Annotated in this window: 14 protein-coding genes; 7 read left to right on the top strand and 7 right to left on the bottom strand. The window is 60.6% G+C overall.

Annotated elements, in window-relative coordinates; genetic code table 11:
- The first annotated feature begins 31 nt into the window (after positions 1-31).
- Complete coding sequence (locus tag BK667_RS21765; RefSeq protein ID WP_123516222.1) at positions 32-895, top strand: hypothetical protein; 864 nt, start codon at positions 32-34, stop codon at positions 893-895.
- Between the two features lie 54 nt (positions 896-949).
- Here BK667_RS21765 and BK667_RS21770 read toward each other — a convergent pair whose 3' ends face one another.
- Both BK667_RS21770 and BK667_RS21775 read right to left on the bottom strand, forming a co-directional pair.
- Positions 950-1,885 (bottom strand): choline ABC transporter substrate-binding protein, encoded by a 936-nt coding sequence (locus BK667_RS21770; protein WP_123598854.1) that lies wholly within the window; start codon positions 1,883-1,885, stop codon positions 950-952.
- Positions 1,886-2,028: 143 nt separating this feature from the next.
- Entirely contained in the window at positions 2,029-3,516 is a 1,488-nt protein-coding gene (locus BK667_RS21775; protein WP_123598855.1) for an aldehyde dehydrogenase family protein, read from the bottom strand.
- Between the two features lie 203 nt (positions 3,517-3,719).
- On the opposite strand from BK667_RS21775, the gene BK667_RS21780 reads away from it, so the two are divergent.
- Positions 3,720-4,448 (top strand): class II aldolase and adducin N-terminal domain-containing protein, encoded by a 729-nt coding sequence (locus tag BK667_RS21780; protein ID WP_123598856.1) that lies wholly within the window; start codon positions 3,720-3,722, stop codon positions 4,446-4,448.
- 1 nt (position 4,449) lies between these two features.
- Here BK667_RS21780 and BK667_RS21785 read toward each other — a convergent pair whose 3' ends face one another.
- From BK667_RS21785 to BK667_RS21795, 3 genes are all read right to left on the bottom strand, one after another.
- Entirely contained in the window at positions 4,450-5,514 is a 1,065-nt protein-coding gene (locus tag BK667_RS21785; RefSeq protein ID WP_123598857.1) for a GlxA family transcriptional regulator, read from the bottom strand.
- A gap of 9 nt (positions 5,515-5,523) precedes the next feature.
- Positions 5,524-7,185, bottom strand: coding sequence for a choline dehydrogenase (locus BK667_RS21790; protein ID WP_123598858.1), 1,662 nt, complete (start codon positions 7,183-7,185; stop codon positions 5,524-5,526).
- A 143-nt stretch (positions 7,186-7,328) separates the two neighbouring features.
- A complete protein-coding gene (locus BK667_RS21795) occupies positions 7,329-8,498 on the bottom strand; it encodes an aromatic ring-hydroxylating oxygenase subunit alpha (protein ID WP_123516234.1) in 1,170 nt (389 codons plus the stop codon).
- Positions 8,499-8,746: 248 nt separating this feature from the next.
- Here BK667_RS21795 and BK667_RS21805 point away from each other — a divergent pair, with 248 nt between their 5' ends.
- The 3 genes from BK667_RS21805 to BK667_RS21815 all read left to right on the top strand — a co-directional run bounded on the left by BK667_RS21805 (position 8,747) and on the right by BK667_RS21815 (position 12,840).
- Positions 8,747-9,247 carry a sigma-70 family RNA polymerase sigma factor gene (locus BK667_RS21805; protein WP_123516236.1) on the top strand — a complete coding sequence of 167 codons (501 nt, stop codon included), beginning with the start codon at positions 8,747-8,749 and terminating at the stop codon, positions 9,245-9,247.
- Positions 9,248-9,344: 97 nt separating this feature from the next.
- On the top strand, positions 9,345-10,319 hold the full coding sequence (locus BK667_RS21810) for a FecR family protein (RefSeq protein WP_123598860.1): 975 nt from the start codon (positions 9,345-9,347) through the stop codon (positions 10,317-10,319).
- 97 nt (positions 10,320-10,416) lie between these two features.
- On the top strand, positions 10,417-12,840 hold the full coding sequence (locus BK667_RS21815) for a TonB-dependent siderophore receptor (RefSeq protein ID WP_123516239.1): 2,424 nt from the start codon (positions 10,417-10,419) through the stop codon (positions 12,838-12,840).
- A 388-nt stretch (positions 12,841-13,228) separates the two neighbouring features.
- On the opposite strand, the gene BK667_RS21825 is transcribed toward BK667_RS21815, so the two are convergent.
- Together BK667_RS21825 and BK667_RS21830 are read right to left on the bottom strand one after the other, a co-directional pair.
- Positions 13,229-14,380, bottom strand: coding sequence for an MFS transporter (locus BK667_RS21825; protein WP_123598861.1), 1,152 nt, complete (start codon positions 14,378-14,380; stop codon positions 13,229-13,231).
- 137 nt (positions 14,381-14,517) lie between these two features.
- Positions 14,518-14,769 (bottom strand): hypothetical protein, encoded by a 252-nt coding sequence (locus BK667_RS21830; RefSeq protein WP_123598862.1) that lies wholly within the window; start codon positions 14,767-14,769, stop codon positions 14,518-14,520.
- A 92-nt stretch (positions 14,770-14,861) separates the two neighbouring features.
- On the opposite strand from BK667_RS21830, the gene BK667_RS21835 reads away from it, so the two are divergent.
- Together BK667_RS21835 and BK667_RS21840 are read left to right on the top strand one after the other, a co-directional pair.
- Entirely contained in the window at positions 14,862-15,641 is a 780-nt protein-coding gene (locus tag BK667_RS21835; RefSeq protein ID WP_123598863.1) for an AraC family transcriptional regulator, read from the top strand.
- 45 nt (positions 15,642-15,686) lie between these two features.
- On the top strand, positions 15,687-16,679 hold the full coding sequence (locus tag BK667_RS21840) for a diaminopimelate epimerase (RefSeq protein WP_123598864.1): 993 nt from the start codon (positions 15,687-15,689) through the stop codon (positions 16,677-16,679).
- The last annotated feature ends 70 nt before the right edge of the window (positions 16,680-16,749 follow it).

Here is a 16,749-nt window from a genome sequence, read left to right on the forward strand (position 1 = left end):
CTAAGGACTGCCGGGAGGTAGAGTAAATTTTATGACTGATGCCAGGCCTCAACTTTCAAAAGCTGAACTTGCCTTTGCGCTTCGCGAGATGAAGGGGTTTAGTGCTGATTTGGAAACGCAAAGTGGATATGAAGCATCTGCGGCGCTGATGACTGAAATAATGGACGATCCTGTTCAGCGGGATCAGCTTGTTTCATTGCTGGAACAATTTGACAAGCGGCATGCCGAGCGGCAGAAGACTCCCTGGACAAATGATGGCGCACCGCTTGATCGATCCTCAAAGCCGTTGATTGTGGATGATCTTTACGATGATTTGCCAATGGGTGCCGAAGATCTTTTTCCGAGGTTGGGTTCTGCTGCTGCAACAGTTCAGGATTTTCTGTGCAGATACCAAGCCGATATGTTTTCTTCCAGTGGCTTTAAGTACGCATCTGCAGTGGCTGCTCCTTGCTCAGGTGCAAAAGTTGCCGAATCGCCTGCAAGTGAATGCAATGATCGCCAGAATAATGTTGCTTATGATGTCGATGCCTGGAGCAAAGTTCTGATTTTAGCGAAGCAGCATTTACACAGTAAGGCGATGCAAAGGGCTTCATTTTTTTCCAGGCTTGCCCAGGTTTTTGATCGAAATGAACCGCCGGAATGGGAGGTGGAAAAGTGTCCGATTACCCGAGACTCTCTTCTAGTCATCTTGCATCATGGCAATGATCACGCCTCTATTGGTTTTATCGGCAATGGTCAGAGTGCTTATGTCATGGTCTCGATCAATGACACGGCGTTGACCATGAACGAGTCTTTTCAAGATACTCAAAAGTTTGCGGCTCGAATTGCAGATTTTTTTACAGAGGCTCCAAAATCTGGTCACAAAGCCATTCAACATATGCTCAAAGCATTGTGAGAGGAGTTTCGAAGGAGCGACTTTTAGCCGCTCCTTCGAAAGAAGTATCCTGTGTTACTGAGCCGCGAACCTGGCGCTGGCCACTTTCACCCCATCCTGCCCATCCCGACTACTCACCCCCACCAGCCAATCCTCCAGCACCTTCGGATTTGCCTTCAGCCAAGCCTTTGCCGCCGCCCTTGGCTTCTGGTTCTGATTCAGCACCGCATCCATCAATTGATTTTCCATGGCCAGGCTGAACTCCATGTTCTGCAGCAACTTGCCGACATTGCTGCACTCCTTCAGATAGTCCTTGCGCACGTTGGTATACACCGTTGCCTGACCAAAATTCGGGCCGAAGTATTCATCGCCGCCGCTGAGGTATTTCATCTTGTTCCGCGTATTCATCGGGTGCGGCTCCCAGCCGAGGAACACCATCCATTCATTTTTGCGGGTGGCGCGTTTGAGTTGCGAGAGCATCGCGGCTTCGCTGGACTCCACGACTTTGAAAGCTTTGAGGCCGAACGCATCTTTGTCGATCATGCTCTGGATCAGGCGGTTGCCATCGTTGCCGGGTTCGATGCCATAGATCTGGCCGTGGAGTTTGTCCTTGAATTTGGAGATGTCGGCGAAGTCGTGCAGCCCGGCGTCGTATACGTAATCCGGCACCGCCAAGGTGTACTTGGCGCCGTGCAGGTTGGCGCGCACGGTTTCCACGGTGCCGGCGTCGCGGAAGGGTTTGATGTCGTTTTCGGTGGTGGGCATCCAGTTGCCGAGGAACACGTCCAGGTCCTTGCCCGATGCCAGGGCGCGGTAGGTCACGGGGATGGAGAGCAGGGTGGTTTTGGTGGTGTAGCCGAGGGACTCCAGCACCTCGCTGGTGATGGCGGTGGTGACGGTGATGTCAGTCCAGCCGACATCGGAAAAACGCACCGTGGCACAGGATTCGGGTTCCGCTGCCTGGGCCAGTAAGGGCAGGGTTAGAGACGCAAGCAAGAGCAAGGCTTTCATAAGATCAACTCCTCAAGGGGAAACGTCGGCAGCGGTTTGGGTGTGGCGGTCTTGTTGTTATGGGTGAAGCAAAAACCTGTGAGGGTGCTTGAGAATCTGTGAGAGCAAGCCCGCTCCCACATGGTTTGCATGTGTTCAGTCCTTCAGTGATCTTCAGTCAACGGCTCAACCCCGAACCAGTTCAACGACGCCGGTTCGGTGTTGAGGTAGATGTGCTTGAGTTCGGTGAATTCATCGAGTCCGGCGCGGGACAGTTCACGCCCGATGCCGCTGGACTTGAAGCCACCCCACGGCGCCTGGGGGAACGCGGCGTTGTAGTCGTTGATCCACACCGTGCCGACCCGCAGCCGCTTGGCCATGCGATAGGCTTTGCCGAGATCCCGGGTCCAGACTCCGGCGGCCAGGCCGTAGGGCGTGTCATTGGCCAGTTGCAGCGCCTGGGCTTCGCCGCTGAAGCGCTCGACGGTGATGACCGGACCGAAGATTTCCTCCCGGGCGATGCGCATGTCGGCGCGGACGTTGCCGAGCAAGGTCGGGCGCAGCCAAAAGCCCCGTTCGAACTGCTCGGGAATCGTGCCGCCCGCCAGCAACGTCGCACCTTGTTCGACAGCGCCGGCAATCATCGTCAGGATCAGATCGCGCTGGCCGGCAGAGATCAACGGGCCCATTTGCGTCAATGGATCGAGACCGTCACCGAGGCGAATCTTCAGGGTGCGCTTTTGCAAGGCCTCGACAAATCGATCATGAATCCCGTCCTCCACCAACAACCGCGAACCGGCCGAGCAGATTTGCCCCGCGTTGAAAAACACCGCGTTCAACGCCTGATCCAGCGCCACGTCGAAGTCAGCATCGGCGAATATGATGTTTGGATTCTTGCCCCCCAACTCCAGCGCCACGCGCTTGAAATTACCGGTGGCGGCGCGCATCACCTTGCCGCCGGCCCCGGCGCCACCGGTCAGCGACACCAGGTCCACGTCAGCACTGGCGGCCAGCAATTCACCGATATCGCCGGGCCCACAAAGCAGGTTGAACACCCCCGCCGGCAAACCTGCTTCAGCGAGCAATTCGGTCAAACGGTGAGCCGTCATCGGCGTCAGGCTGCTGGGCTTGCACACTACGGTGTTGCCGGCGGCCAGGGCCGGGGCGATCTTCCACACCGCTTGCAGCAGCGGATAATTCCACGGCGCAATCAACGCGCAAACGCCCACCGGTTCGCGCTGGTTGAAACTGATGACATGGGCCGGTGCGTGGCTGTTGACGTTGGCGCTTTCGGTTTCCAGCAGGGCGGCGTAGAAGCGAAACGTGGCGACCACATTGCCGACGTCACCGAGGCTTTCGCCCAGGGTCTTGCCGGCGTTGAGGGTTTCCAGACGCGCCAGATGCTCGGCGTCCTGCTCGATCAACCCGGCGATCTGTTGCATCAATTGGGCGCGTTCGGTGACGGGCATCGTCGGCCATGGGCCTTCATCAAAGGCGTGGCGTGCAGCACTGATCGCCAACGCCGCATCGACTGGCCCGGCCACCGCCACCTGGGCCAATACTTCCTCGTTCGCCGGGTTGATCACCTCGCGAAAACGCGCCTGTTGCGGCGCTTGCCAAACACCAGCAATGAACAACGGAATCTGCACCATCGATGTCTCCAGCCAAGTGGGTCGTGACGGTCACTATGGCGGGGGCGGTGAGGGGGCTCTTGATCAAACGCGGCATAACCATGCCGTTTTCCCACGGCAGTGACGCCGCGAAATAACGGCAGCCAATGTCGTTTCCCATCAAGTGCCGGCGCGGCGTCTCTCTACACTGCGCAAAAGCCGATCCACCACGCCGAGGGCACACGATGAATCAACCTGTCGAGCAACTGAGAATTCGCCTGGCCTGCGCCTTTCGCTGGGCGGCGCGGCTGAACTTGCACGAGTCCATCGCCAATCACTTCAGCGTGGCGGTGTCGGGGGACGGTCGAGAGTTTTTGATCAATCCGTATGGCAAGCATTTCTCGCGGATCAAGGCCAGTGACTTGCTGCTGGTTAACGCCGATGACCCGGCCAGTCTCGACCGCCCCGACGCGCCGGACATCACCGCGTGGGCCTTGCACAGCGCCTTGCACCGCAATCAGCCGCATGCCCGTTGCATCCTGCACACTCACTCCAAATACGCGACGGCACTGGCGTGTCTGACCGATTCGCGGTTGCCACCGATCGAGCAAAACGCGATGCGTTTTTTCGAGCGCGTGGCGATAGATGACGGTTTCGACGGTATGGGATTGGGCGAGGAGGCGGAGCGGGTCAGTCACTTGCTCGGCGACAAACCGATCCTGCTGATGGGCAACCACGGCCTGCTGGTGGCGGCACCGAGCATCGCCCAGGCGTTCGATGATTTGTACTACTTCGAACGCGCCTGCGAGACCTACATCACCGCGCTGTCCACTGGTCGCGAGTTGCGCATCGCCAGTGACGAGATCGCACGCAAGACTTGCCGGCAATGGCTGGATTACCCGGGCTTTGCCGACAAACATTTCAACGCATTGATGGAAATTCTGAACGAGGAAGAACCGGGCTATCGGCTGTAAATCAGTCCGCCTCGGCCGGGCGCCGTTCCTTGCTCAAGGGCTGGCGCATCACCGGGGCGGTAAAGACCTGGCTGCGGTCTTCGCTGGGCGGGCAGCCGAAGCGGGCGCGGTAGGTGCGGGAGAAATGCTCCAGCGAACCAAAGCCTGAACACGCCGCCACTTGTGCAACGCTCAGGTGCGTTTGTTGCAGCAAGCTATGGGCCTTGGCCAGGCGCAAGGTGATGTAGTACTTGAGTGGCGACAAGCCGGTTTGATGTTTGAACTGACGCTCCAGTTGCCGCCGCGAGAGCCCGACCTGACTGGCAATCGCCTCGCAATCCAGCGGTTCCTCCAGGGCTTTTTCCATCAACTGCACCGCCCGGCGAATCTTGCTGCCGTACATCCCGGTGTTGCCCGGGCCGCCGTCGAGTTGATTGTCCGCCGGTGCCCGCACATGCCCCATCAACAGGTGCATGGCGATTTCCCGGGACAAGTCGCTGTCGACGCTTTGGCCGATCCAGCCCAACAGCATGTCCAGCGTGGTGGTCGCGCCGGCGCAGGTCATGCGTTGACGCTCCAGAGTGTAGAGCTGCGGCTTGGCGTGGACCCGTGGATAGCTTTCCTGAAACCCCTGAAGATTGTCCCAGTGCACCGCTGCTTCGTAACCGTCGAGTACCCCGGCGGCGGCGAGCAATTCAGTGCCGGTTTCCACGCCCATCAACACCGCGCCGAACAACGCCTGTTTGCGCAGCCAACTCTTGAGCGCCAGGTTGCGGCTGTGTTTGTGCACATCGAAACTGGCGATCACCAGGCACACATCAAAACCCTGATCAGCGCGCAGACCGTCATTGGCCACGGTGCTCAAGCCATTGCTGGCCTGCACCGGTTCGCCGTCCAGGGACAGCAGTGACCATTCGAAAAGCTGCCGTTGAGTCAGCCAATTGGCAATCGCCAACGGCTCCAGCACCGCCGCCAGGCCGAAGTTGGAAAACGACGGCAGCAACAACACCGCGACCCGCAACGGCGCGACATCGCCACGCCGCCAAGTGAAGCGGGTTTGCGGGCTGTTGGACGACTGATCATTCATGAGCGATCTCTATCGTTGTCGAGTCTGCCACTGCGGATGAATCCAGACCGGCGCATCCAGTGCCGCCAGCGGTGGCAGGTCACGGATCAGGTCGCTGGCCTTTTCCGCGATCATCACCGTTGGCGCGTTGGTGTTGCCGCTGACGATCACCGGCATGATCGAGGCATCCACTACCCGCAAGCCGTCGAGGCCGTGCACCCGCAATTGTGGGTCGACCACCGCTTCCGGGTCGCTCGCCGGGCCCATCTTGCAGGTGCCGCTGGCATGGTAGCCGGTTTCTGTCACGTTTCTGGCCCACGTATCCAGCGCTTCGTCGCTTTGCGCCTGGGGGCCGGGGACCCGTTCTTCACCTTTGAAAGCAGCCATGGCCGGTTGCTCGATGATCTCGCGCACCAGCCGTGCGCCGGCGCGCATGTCGGCTCGATCCTGCTCGGTTTTCAGGTAATTGAACAGGATGCGCGGCGGTTGTCGAGGGTCGGCGCTGTTCAAGGTGACGCTGCCCAGGCTGGTGGGGCGCATCAGATCGATATGAATCTGGAACGCGTGTCCCGGCACCAGATCGACACTGCCCGGTTGCACGGCCAGCGGCATGAAGGTCAGTTGCAGGTCGGGATGCTCGACACCAGCGCGCGAGCGGATAAATGCCCCGGCCTCGAAATGATTGCTCGCCGCGAGTCCGTCATGGGTGACGAACCAACGGGCGCCGATCCACCACTTGCCCGGCGCGGTGGTCCAGGGATAGAGCGACACCGGTTTTTTGCACAGGTACTGCACGACCGTGTCCGGGTGATCGTTGAGCCGTTTGCCGACGCCGGGCAGGTCGTGAAGCACGCTAATGCCGAGGTCGCGCAACTCCGCCGCCGGACCAATGCCCGACAGCAACAACAACTGCGGCGAATTGATTGCCCCGGCGGTGAGCAACACTTCGCGGCGGGCGTGTGCCTGATGCGTCTTGCCGTTCTGCTCGTACTCGATTCCGACCGCACGCTGGCCGTCGAACAGAATACGCAACGCCAACGCATCAGTAGCCACCCGAACGTTGCCCCGCGCCAGCGCTTCGCTCAAATACCCTCGCGAAGTGCTCCAGCGCCGCCCGTTGCGAGTCGTGCGATCCACCGGCCCGAACGCTTCCTGGCGATAGCCATTCAAATCGCTGCTCAAGCCGTACCCGGCCTCGGCACCCGCCGCCAGAAACGCCGCGCACAACGGCGTTTGCGTATCGCCGGGGGTGACGTGCAGATGCCCCGTCGCGCCTCGGTAATCGTCGGCGCCCTCGGCATGGGTTTGCGCGCGTTTGAAGTACGGCAGCACCGCTTGATAGCTCCAACCGGCGCAACCTTGCTCGGCCCAGCCGTCGTAATCCCGAGCATGGCCACGGATGTAGACCATGCCGTTGATCGACGACGAACCGCCCAGCGTCCGGCCGCGCGGCGTGCCAATCCGGCGACCGTCCAGATACGGTTCCGGCTCGGAGCTGTAGCTCCAGTTGTAGCGCGTACCGCCGACCACGATGCCCACGGCCGAGGGCATGTCGATGGTCCAGCTCTGGTCTGCAGGGCCGGCTTCCAGGACCAGAATCCGTGCGGTGGAGTCTTCGCCAAGACGATTGGCCAACACGCAACCCGCTGACCCTGCGCCCACAATCAGGTAATCAAACTCATGATCGGCCATGGTTTGCTGTGCTCCACTAAAAATAACGACATTCAACCTGTGGGAGCGAGCCTGCTCGCGAATGCAATCGATCATTCAAGATTGATATTGACTGACCCACCGCTTTCGCGAGCAGGCTCGCTCCCACAGGGATTGTGCTTGGCTCAGAGGCTGCTCGGCCCATGAATCCCGTTAAACACCAACTTATGAAAGTGATGCACCAAGTGCTCGCTTTCATTGCTGCGCTGGGCATCGATCATGTAGCGCCCCTGGTCGTAACCCAGGGAATGCAGGCCTTTCTGCACCGAGATATTCAGCGCGATATCTTCCGGTCCCAGATCCTCATTCATCCACTTCATGCACGACGCACTCACCGCCGCCGTCTCACCATTGTTGGAGTAATAACCAAAGCGCAGCAGCGAGCGCTCGGCGTCCAGCGGGATCATGATGAATGAGCCCAGAAACTCCGAAAACGGGAAGGTGTAGAAGGTGTTGTTCGGCCACATGCCAATGTTGAAGAAGCATTCGTCGGGGTTCACTTCGGGTTTCAAAGGCACACCGTAAGCTTCGGTCACCGAGAGGTTGGCCGGGGCGATGTAGGTCCACCAGTTGTCGCGTTTGGTCAACTGATAGCCCTTGAAGTCGATCAGCTTGGCGAGATCGATGTGGCACGGCCCGGACAACTTGAAGTGATAGCCCTCGATGGAGTTGTCCATGATCACCTTCCAGTTGGCCGGCACGATCACGTCCTGCTCCTCGATCAGGCGCATGTTCGCCAGGTTCGGAAATACACGACGCATCTCTTCATCGGCACCCGGGAACATGTCCCGCAACGATGGCGCCGCCGGGTCGAGATTGAAGTAGATGAAGCCACCCAATTCTTCAGTGCGAACTTGCGGGATATTGAACTGCTGCAACTCGAAGTTCTTCATCTTGTCGCAACGGGGCGCACCGCGCAGGGTCCCGTCCATCTCGTAGCACCACGAGTGATAGGCGCAGCGCACCACGCCGCCCGTCGTACCGCGCCGCTCTTCGAGCAAGCGATTGCCGCGATGCTGGCAAACGTTGTGGAACCCATGAATCTGACCCTGACGATTCCTCGCCACCACCACGCTCTGATCAAACAGATCCGTCACCACGTACTGACCCGGCTCGGCGAACTCGCTGACATGCCCGGCCACGTGCCAGGCGTGCATGAAAATATTGTCGCGCTCAGCCTTGAACAGCGTCTCGTCGAAGAAATAACGCGAGGGCAGGGTGAACGCTTCTTCCGGGTCCTGACGATCCCAACCCTCGACGGGGCTTTGCTGTTTGCGGGTCTGGAAGTTTTGCATGGGGACGATCTCCACAGTGACTGGCCGCACGGCACGGCTGCTTGTTCTGGGAGTTAATTTAGGGGGAGGGGAAGGGTGGGGATTGATGGATTACGACGAGTTGCGTGGGGGAATGATCAAGGACTGTGGCGGTGGTGCAGCGCTGTGGCGTCCAAGGGTGGCGACCCTTCATCGACCCTCCAAGGAATGATTTGCCGGGCTTAATAGGAAGCATTACTATTCACGCCTTCCTCCCACAGCACACCGTAATGACCCCCAAGCTGCCCCGCACCCACGGCTTTTTCGAGCATTACGAAGAGTTGATCGGCACCTGGACCCGTCGCCTGAGAAATCGTCAGCAGGCTGAGGATCTGGCCCACGACACCTTCGTGCGGGTGCTTGAGTCGGATTCGGCGGCGGTGGAGCAGCCTCGGGCGTATTTGCACCAGACCGCGCGCAACATTGCGGTGGATGGCTATCGGCGTGAGGATCGGCGGGGCGCCATGGAGTCCGAGGCGATTGATCACAGTGTGTCGTCGTCCGGCGACCCGGAGCATTTCATGCATGCGATCCAGTTGGCCGATTCCATTGAACGGGCGCTCACGGAGTTGCCGATTAACTGCCGCAAGGTGTTTGTCTGGCAGAAGATCGAAGGCCTGACCCAGGCGGAAATCGCCGAGCGGTTGGGGCTGTCCAAGAACATGGTGGAAAAATATATGATCCGCACCCTGCGGCACCTGCGGGATCGTCTGGATGGGGCGCAGTCATGATTTGCGGTGCCGCGCAAAAGATCGCAGCCTTCGGCAGCTCCTACAGAGAGGTGTGCCGTCATCTCCCATTTACATCCCCGGCCAAACAGGAATTTCCATGATGGATACTCGTGATTGCGCGTGCGGGCAAACAGCGGTTCGCGACGAGGCGGCACGGTGGTTTGTGCGTTTGCAGGAGCCGGCGGTGGACGTTGAAGAACATCGGCGTTTCGAAGTCTGGCTGCATGAACACCCGCAGCACCGCGATGAATTTCAACTGCTCCAGGGCTTGTGGACGGCGGCCGATCTGTTGCCGGCCAAGCGTCTGCAAGCCTTGTGTGAAGCCGCGCCGGAACGTCGCAAACGACGTCCGCTGGTGCGTTACGCGGTTGCCGCCAGTGTGTTGGCGGTGGCGCTTGGCCTGGGTTTGTTCAGCGGTTTGAATCACCCGGCGACCTACACCGCAGAATTTTCCACGGCGTTGGGCGAGCGTCAGCATGTGGCGTTGCCGGATGGTTCGATGATTGATCTCAACAGTCGTAGCCGGGTGCAGGTACGGTTTGAAAAGCATCGTCGCGGCATCGAGCTGACCGAAGGCGAAGCGATGTTCAGCGTCGAGCACGACACCAGCCGACCCTTCGTGGTCGAAACGGGCAACGGCCAGGTCACGGTCACCGGCACCCGCTTCGATGTGCGCCGGGACCTGACGCAAACCAAGGTCGCGGTGGAGCAGGGCACGGTCAAGGTTCAGGGGTACGGCGCCGATTTCATCAATCTCACCGCTGGCCTCGGTACGCACATCGATGCCAAGGGCAAGGTGGCCGCCGCTTACGCGGTCAACCCGCAGGAACTGACGGCCTGGCGCAGCGGCAAACTGGTGTTCAACAACGCCAGCCTGGCCGAAGTCGCTGCCGAAGTGTCGCGCTATCGGGAGAAGCCACTCACGGTCGGCAACGACAAAGTGGGCAATCTGCGCCTGACCAGCGTGTTCAACTCCGACAACACCGATGCGCTGCTGAAAGCCTTGCCGAGCATTCTGCCGGTGGCCGTGCGCACGCTTTCTGACGGTAGTCAGGAAATAATTGCGCGATAGATTCAGGTTTTTTTCGAGTTCTTCGTCTTCTTGTCCAACTGCAACTGGTTTGCATTAACAGCCGCGTATTCTTGCGATCCACAGGACAACGTTCGACGTGAAAGAAACCACCGCTAAAAACAACAAATCACCTTGGTTGCCGCTGGCTCTGGCATTGGCTGTCAGCGCCGCGCTGCCCCAGGCGTTCGCCGCCGATGCGATTCACATCCAGGCGCAGCCGCTGGGCCAGGCCTTGAGTCAGCTCGGTCAGCAAACGTCGCTACAGGTTTTTTTCAGCCCGGAACTGGTCGCCGGCAAACAAGCCCCGGCGGTGGACGGCAACCTGTCCCCGGAACAGGCCCTGCGCCAATTGCTGCAGGGCAGCGGTCTGGAATATCAGATCGATGAAGGCTCCGTGACCTTGACCCCGGCGCCGACCTCCGCGTCCAACGGCCCGCTGGAACTGGGTGTGACCGATATCAAAGTGGTCGGCGACTGGCTCGGTGACGCCGATGCCGCCGTGGTGCAAAACCACCCCGGCGCCCGCACGGTGATCCGTCGCGAAGCGATGATCGAACAGGGCGCGATGAACGTCGGCGACGTGCTGCGTCGCGTCCCGGGCGTACAAGTACAGGACGCCAACGGCACCGGCGGCAGTGATATCGCGCTGAATGTCGGCGTGCGGGGCCTGACCTCGCGCCTGTCGCCGCGCTCCACGGTGTTGATCGACGGCGTACCCGCTGCATTCGCCCCGTATGGCCAGCCGCAACTGTCGATGGCGCCGATTTCCTCGGGCAACCTCGACAGCATCGATGTGGTGCGCGGCGCCGGTTCCGTGCGTTACGGGCCGCAGAACGTCGGCGGGGTGATCAACTTCGTCACCCGCGCCATCCCGGAGAAAGCCACCGGTGAAATCGGCACGACCCTGGAAACCTCCCAGCACGGTGGCTGGAAACACATCGACACCGCATTTGTCGGCGGCACCGCTGACAATGGCATGGGCGTGGCGCTGTTGTACACCGGGGTCAATGGCAACGGTTACCGCGAAAGCAACAACGGCAACGACATCGACGACGTGATCCTCAAGACCCACTGGGCGCCGACCGACGTTGACGATTTCAGCCTGAATTTCCACTACTACGACGCCAGCGCCGACATGCCCGGCGGCCTGACCCAGAAGCAGTACGACGCCAGTCCGTTCCAGTCCGACCGCGACTACGACAACTTCACCGGGCGCCGCAAAGATGTCTCGTTCAAGTGGGCGCGGCAGATTGATGATCGTACCCAGGCCGAGGTGCTGACTTACTACACGGACAGTTTCCGTGGCAGCACCATCGCCGCCCGCGATCAGAAAACCCTCAGCTCTTATCCACGGTCCTACTACACCCTGGGTGTCGAGCCGCGGGTGTCTCATGTGTTCGATGTCGGCCCGACCACCCAGGAAGTCAGCGTCGGTTATCGCTACTTGAAAGAAGCGATGCACGAGCAGTCGAGCCGCGTGGCGCTGGTGAATAACCAACCGGTGATCACGCCGACGTCTGACGGCCATGTGTTCCAGGATCGCACCGGTGGCACCGAGGCCAATTCGGTGTACCTCGATAACAAAATCGACGTCGGTAACTGGACCATTACGCCGGGTATCCGCTTCGAACATATCAGCACTGACTGGCACGACCGCGCGGTACTCGATACCGCTGGCAAACGCGTCCCGGAAAAAAACCGCAGCATCGAAAGCAACGAACCGCTTCCGGCCTTGAGCGTGATGTATCACTTGTCCGACGCGTGGAAGCTGTTCGCTAACTACGAAACCTCGTTCGGCAGCCTGCAATATTTCCAGCTCGGCCAGGGCGGTTCGGGTGACAGCACCGCCAACGGCCTGAGCCCGGAAAAGGCCAAGACCTACGAGATCGGCACGCGCTACAACGATGACGTGTGGGGCGGGGAAGTGACGCTGTTCTACATCGACTTCGATGACGAACTGCAATACATCAGCAACGATGTGGGCTGGACCAACCTCGGCGCCACCAAGCACCAGGGCCTGGAAGCGTCGGTGCATTACGACATGTCCGCGCTCGACCCACGGCTCGACGGCCTGACGGCCAACGCCGGTTTCACCTATACCCGCGCTACGTATGAAGGCGAGATCCCGGGTTTCAAGGGCCGTGACTTGCCGTTCTATTCCCGTCAGGTGGCCACCGTCGGCTTGCGTTACGACATCGATCGCTGGACCTACAACATCGACGGTTTCGCCCAGTCCAAGCAACACTCGCCGGGCACGGGCGTGAACGCCGATGGCAGCTTCACCGGCAACTACATCACTGACGGCAGCGCTGACGGGCAGTACGGCGACATGCCGGGCTACGTGACCTGGAACGTACGTGGGGGCTATGACTTCGGTTCGCAACTCTCGAATCTGAAACTTGGCGCCGGGGTGAAAAACGTGTTCGACCACCAATACTTCACCCGCTCCAGCGACAACAACTCCGGCATCTACGTCGGCGCACCGCGCACGTTCTTTGTGCAGGCTAGCGTCGGGTTCTGATAGACCGCGGTAACCTCATTCGCGAGCAGGCTCGCTCCCACATAGGATCTGCGCGAACACAAATACCGTGTTCACCAGAAATCCCCTGTGGGAGCGAGCCTGCTCGCGATGGCGGTGTATCAGGCGACATTAATGTTGGCTGTGTCGGCCTCATCGCGAGCAAGCTCGCTCCCACATAGGATCTGCGCCGAACACAAATACCGTGTTCACCAGAAATCCCCTGTGGGAGCGAGCTTGCTCGCGATGGCGGTGTATCAGGCGACATTAATGTTGTCGGTGTCGGCCTCATCGCGAGCAAGCTCGCTCCCACAAGGGGTCTGCTGTGAACACCGCATTTTTGTGTACGACTAGAGATCGAATGTGGGAGCGAGCCTGCTCGCGAAGCTGTTCAGACTTTCAACACTTTCCCGCCAATGGCCACCGCCACCAGCAACACCGCCATCAACCCGAACGCAAAACTCAAGCTGCTGCCATGGGCGACGAACCCGATCAGTGCAGGCCCGGCGAGGATGCCTGCGTAGCCGAGGGTGGTGATGGCCGGTACGGCGATGCTTTCCGGCATGACGGTCTGTTTGCCCACGGCGGTGTACAGCACCGGCACGATGTTCGAGCAACCCGCTCCGACCAGCGCATAACCCACCAGCGCCACCTCCCAGGTCGGTGCGAATGTCGCCAATGCCAGGCCCACCGCCGCCGTCAGCCCACCAAACACCATCACTTTGGTCGCGCCCAGGCGCCGCACAATCGCGTCCCCGGTCAAACGCCCGGCGGTCATGGTTAGCGCAAACGCCGCATAACCCAGCCCGGCATACGCCGTATCGATTCCGCGCTCAGACGCCAGGAACACCGCGCTCCAGTCGAGCACCGCGCCTTCAGTCAGGAACACGATGAAACACATCATGCCGATAAACAGCACGATGCCATGGGGCACGGCAAACGCTGGCCCGGAACTCTCACTGCCATAAGGCAGCAGATGCGGCGCCGCTTTCAGCAACGCCACGATCAGTATCACGTTCACCACCAACGTTGCGCCGAGCGGCGAAACACCCAGGCCGAGCAGGGCGCTGACACCCGCCGCGCCGACGATCCCGCCCAGACTGAACAAGCCATGGAACCCCGACATCATGGTCTTGCCACTGGCTCGCTCGACGATCACCGCTTGCAGGTTCACCGTCGAATCCACCGTGCCCAACCCCGCGCCAAACATGAACAACGTGGCAATCAACGCTGGAATCGATGACACCGTCGCCAACAACGGCAACGCTGCGCAAATCAGCAACACCCCGGCGCTCACCACCCGACGACAGCCGAAACGCGTGGCCAGGAGTCCCGCAACCGGCATCGCCAGAATCGACCCGACCCCCAGGCACAACAGCAACAAACCGAGGGTTCCTTCATCCAGCCCGGCACGCGCCTTGGCGTAAGGCACCAGCGGCGCCCACGCTGCAATACCAAGGCCGGCGATAAAAAAGGCGATGCGGGTGGACATCTGTTCCAGGCGTCCGGGAACAAATGAGATGGGGGTGTTGAGGTTGGTCATATCGATCCTTGGCAAAAAACGTCGCGTACCCAAGGGACAGTGACTTACCGGTCAGGTTCGATCAGCGTCCGCAGCGGTTCGCGGTCAGGCAGGCTGACATCCTTGCACAGCCCGGCCCTTAATCGCGAGCGCGGGTGTCAGCGGCGTTCGCACAATTGACGCAGGCGTTCGTCTCGCACTTGCAGAATCTCGAACAAGCCCAGCGCCCGCAGCGCCGGCAAGGCCTCCGTAATGTCCTGCTCGGCCTGACGCCGTTGTTCGTCGCCGGCATCCGGGTCGGCCAGCACCCGCGCATTGATCAGAAAAGCCCCGACCGTGCCTTTGCGCACTGTGGTGCCATTGAATTGGCCTTGGTTGAGATCGTCGGGAAGCAGGTCTTCGGCGCGCATATCGGTAACTCCTGTTGAATGAGTGCTCAGCCTAAAGCGCCGTTCATGGCTAAGCTGCCTTATTCGGGTCATTCAATAACGTGAAGCTGCCAATGACTAAACCCCTGATATCCACCGAGCTGGCACAGTCCTCGACCGCTGCGCGGGTGATCGCTGTCACGCTGGACAGCCCCGTCGAGCGCCAAAGCGCCTTGCACCAGCATGCCCGCGGCCAATTGCTGGGGGCGCGGCGCGGGTTGTTGTCGGTGGACGCGGCGGATCATCATTGGGTAGTGCCGGCCACTCACGCGGTGTGGATTCCGCCGGACTGCCTGCACGGCTTGCGCTCCCACGGTCCGTTCCATGGCTGGAGCGTCTACGTGACGGCGCCTGCCTGTGTCGGGTTACCGCAACAGCCGTGCATCATCGCCACCTCGGGCTTACTGCGTGAAGCCGTGGACCGGGCCGCCACCTGGGACGAGGGCGCACGGGATCAGCGTCAGGAACGGATCGGCCAACTCATCCTCGATGAAATCGCCGCATTGCCCATGGAGCCTTTCGGGTTGCCGCTGCCTGATGATCTGCGCTTGCGCCGGATCACTCAGGCGCTGGTCGATGATCTCGCGGACAACCGCTCACTGGAGCAGTGGGCGCAGTGGGGCGGGTTGTCGGCGCGAACCCTGGCCCGACGCTTCATCAGCGAAACCGGCTTCACCTTCAGCCACTGGCGCCAGCGCGCGCGGTTGTTGCGGGCGCTGGAGTTGCTCGCGGCGGGCGAGCCGGTGACGACCATTGCGCTGGAACTGGGCTACGAAAACGTGAGTGCATTTATTGCGATGTTCCGTCGCACGTTCGGGGTGACGCCGGGGCGGTATTTCATCACCGGACTTTGATGCTTACAGTACAGGCACTTTTCACGCCGATTTCAGGACCGATCCATGACACCGTTTTACGATGCCCGGGGCAATATTTACGCTGTCGTATCGCCTGATGCAGTGCGCCACGACGGTATCGAGCTGCCCGAAAATGCCAGTCACGCCGCACAAACCCGGGAACGTTGGGCGTTATCAGCCATCGAGGCGTTCTGCGGTTGGGCGCCCGGTACACAGCCGCCCGGAAGCAAGGACCATCGTTGCGACGGCCTGCTGGTCGGCCCGTTTCAAGCGGCGCCTCCGTTTGATCTGTTGATCGTCAACACCGACGGCACCCTGGCCGAGCGCAGTGGCAACGGCCTGACGATTTTCTCCCAGGCCCTCAGTGAGCAAGGGTTGCTGCCGAGCGATGAGAGTTGCGTGCTGCGGGTTCATCACGACAAAAGCGATGCGCTGTCACCGGTAGAAACGACCGTGAAACCGGCCGAGGTCGATGGCGTACACGGCTTCTGGCTGGACCTGGGCAAGCCCGCGCTGGGGCCGCAAGCGGTCGGCGCTCAAGGGGTCGAAAGCGCAACATTGAACGGTCACGACATCAGCCACGTGCCGCCACTGTCAGCACTCAATTCAGCCTGGACGCGCAGCCAGTTTGTGCGAATCGGCAATCCCCATTGCGTGACGCTGGTGACCGATGCCGAGGCGTTGCCGAGCAATGAACAGATGCGCGAACCGGGGTTGGCCGAAGGGCTGATGCGCATCGCCTATGCCATGCCGGCTGGGGCAGGGCAGCCCTGTGCGGCGGGGGTGAACCTGCAATGGGCGAGGCTTGAGTCAGAAGGCCGAATCGTCGCGTGGGTGTTCGAGCGCGGAGAAGGGCCAACCGCCTCGTCGGGCACCAGCGCCAGTGCGGTGGCGTGCGCGGCTTGGCGGGTGGGTTGGGTGAAGGCCGGTGAAGTGAAGGTGGTCATGCCCGGCGGGACCGCGCCGATTCTGCTGGAAGAGCAGGGTGGGGAATTGAGTCGGGTGAGGTTGTTTGGTACGGCGCGGTTGATGGGGTGAATTCAAGATCGCTTTCGCGGGCGAGCCTCGCTCCTACAGGAGCGAGGCTTGCCCGCGAAGAGGCCCGCCC

The sequence above is a fragment of the Pseudomonas frederiksbergensis genome (assembly GCF_003732705.1).
Taxonomy (GTDB): domain Bacteria; phylum Pseudomonadota; class Gammaproteobacteria; order Pseudomonadales; family Pseudomonadaceae; genus Aquipseudomonas; species Aquipseudomonas frederiksbergensis_F.

Excerpts from the sequence above, each read along its gene's own strand:
- BK667_RS21765 (WP_123516222.1), top strand. The coding sequence starts at position 32 with ATGACTGATGCCAGGCCTCAACTTTCAAAAGCTGAACTTGCCTTTGCG.
- BK667_RS21770 (WP_123598854.1), bottom strand. The coding sequence starts at position 1,885 with ATGAAAGCCTTGCTCTTGCTTGCGTCTCTAACCCTGCCCTTACTGGCC.
- BK667_RS21775 (WP_123598855.1), bottom strand. The coding sequence starts at position 3,516 with ATGGTGCAGATTCCGTTGTTCATTGCTGGTGTTTGGCAAGCGCCGCAA.
- BK667_RS21780 (WP_123598856.1), top strand. The coding sequence starts at position 3,720 with ATGAATCAACCTGTCGAGCAACTGAGAATTCGCCTGGCCTGCGCCTTT.
- BK667_RS21785 (WP_123598857.1), bottom strand. The coding sequence starts at position 5,514 with ATGAATGATCAGTCGTCCAACAGCCCGCAAACCCGCTTCACTTGGCGG.
- BK667_RS21790 (WP_123598858.1), bottom strand. The coding sequence starts at position 7,185 with ATGGCCGATCATGAGTTTGATTACCTGATTGTGGGCGCAGGGTCAGCG.
- BK667_RS21795 (WP_123516234.1), bottom strand. The coding sequence starts at position 8,498 with ATGCAAAACTTCCAGACCCGCAAACAGCAAAGCCCCGTCGAGGGTTGG.
- BK667_RS21805 (WP_123516236.1), top strand. The coding sequence starts at position 8,747 with ATGACCCCCAAGCTGCCCCGCACCCACGGCTTTTTCGAGCATTACGAA.
- BK667_RS21810 (WP_123598860.1), top strand. The coding sequence starts at position 9,345 with ATGATGGATACTCGTGATTGCGCGTGCGGGCAAACAGCGGTTCGCGAC.
- BK667_RS21825 (WP_123598861.1), bottom strand. The coding sequence starts at position 14,380 with ATGACCAACCTCAACACCCCCATCTCATTTGTTCCCGGACGCCTGGAA.
- BK667_RS21830 (WP_123598862.1), bottom strand. The coding sequence starts at position 14,769 with ATGCGCGCCGAAGACCTGCTTCCCGACGATCTCAACCAAGGCCAATTC.
- BK667_RS21835 (WP_123598863.1), top strand. The coding sequence starts at position 14,862 with ATGACTAAACCCCTGATATCCACCGAGCTGGCACAGTCCTCGACCGCT.
- BK667_RS21840 (WP_123598864.1), top strand. The coding sequence starts at position 15,687 with ATGACACCGTTTTACGATGCCCGGGGCAATATTTACGCTGTCGTATCG.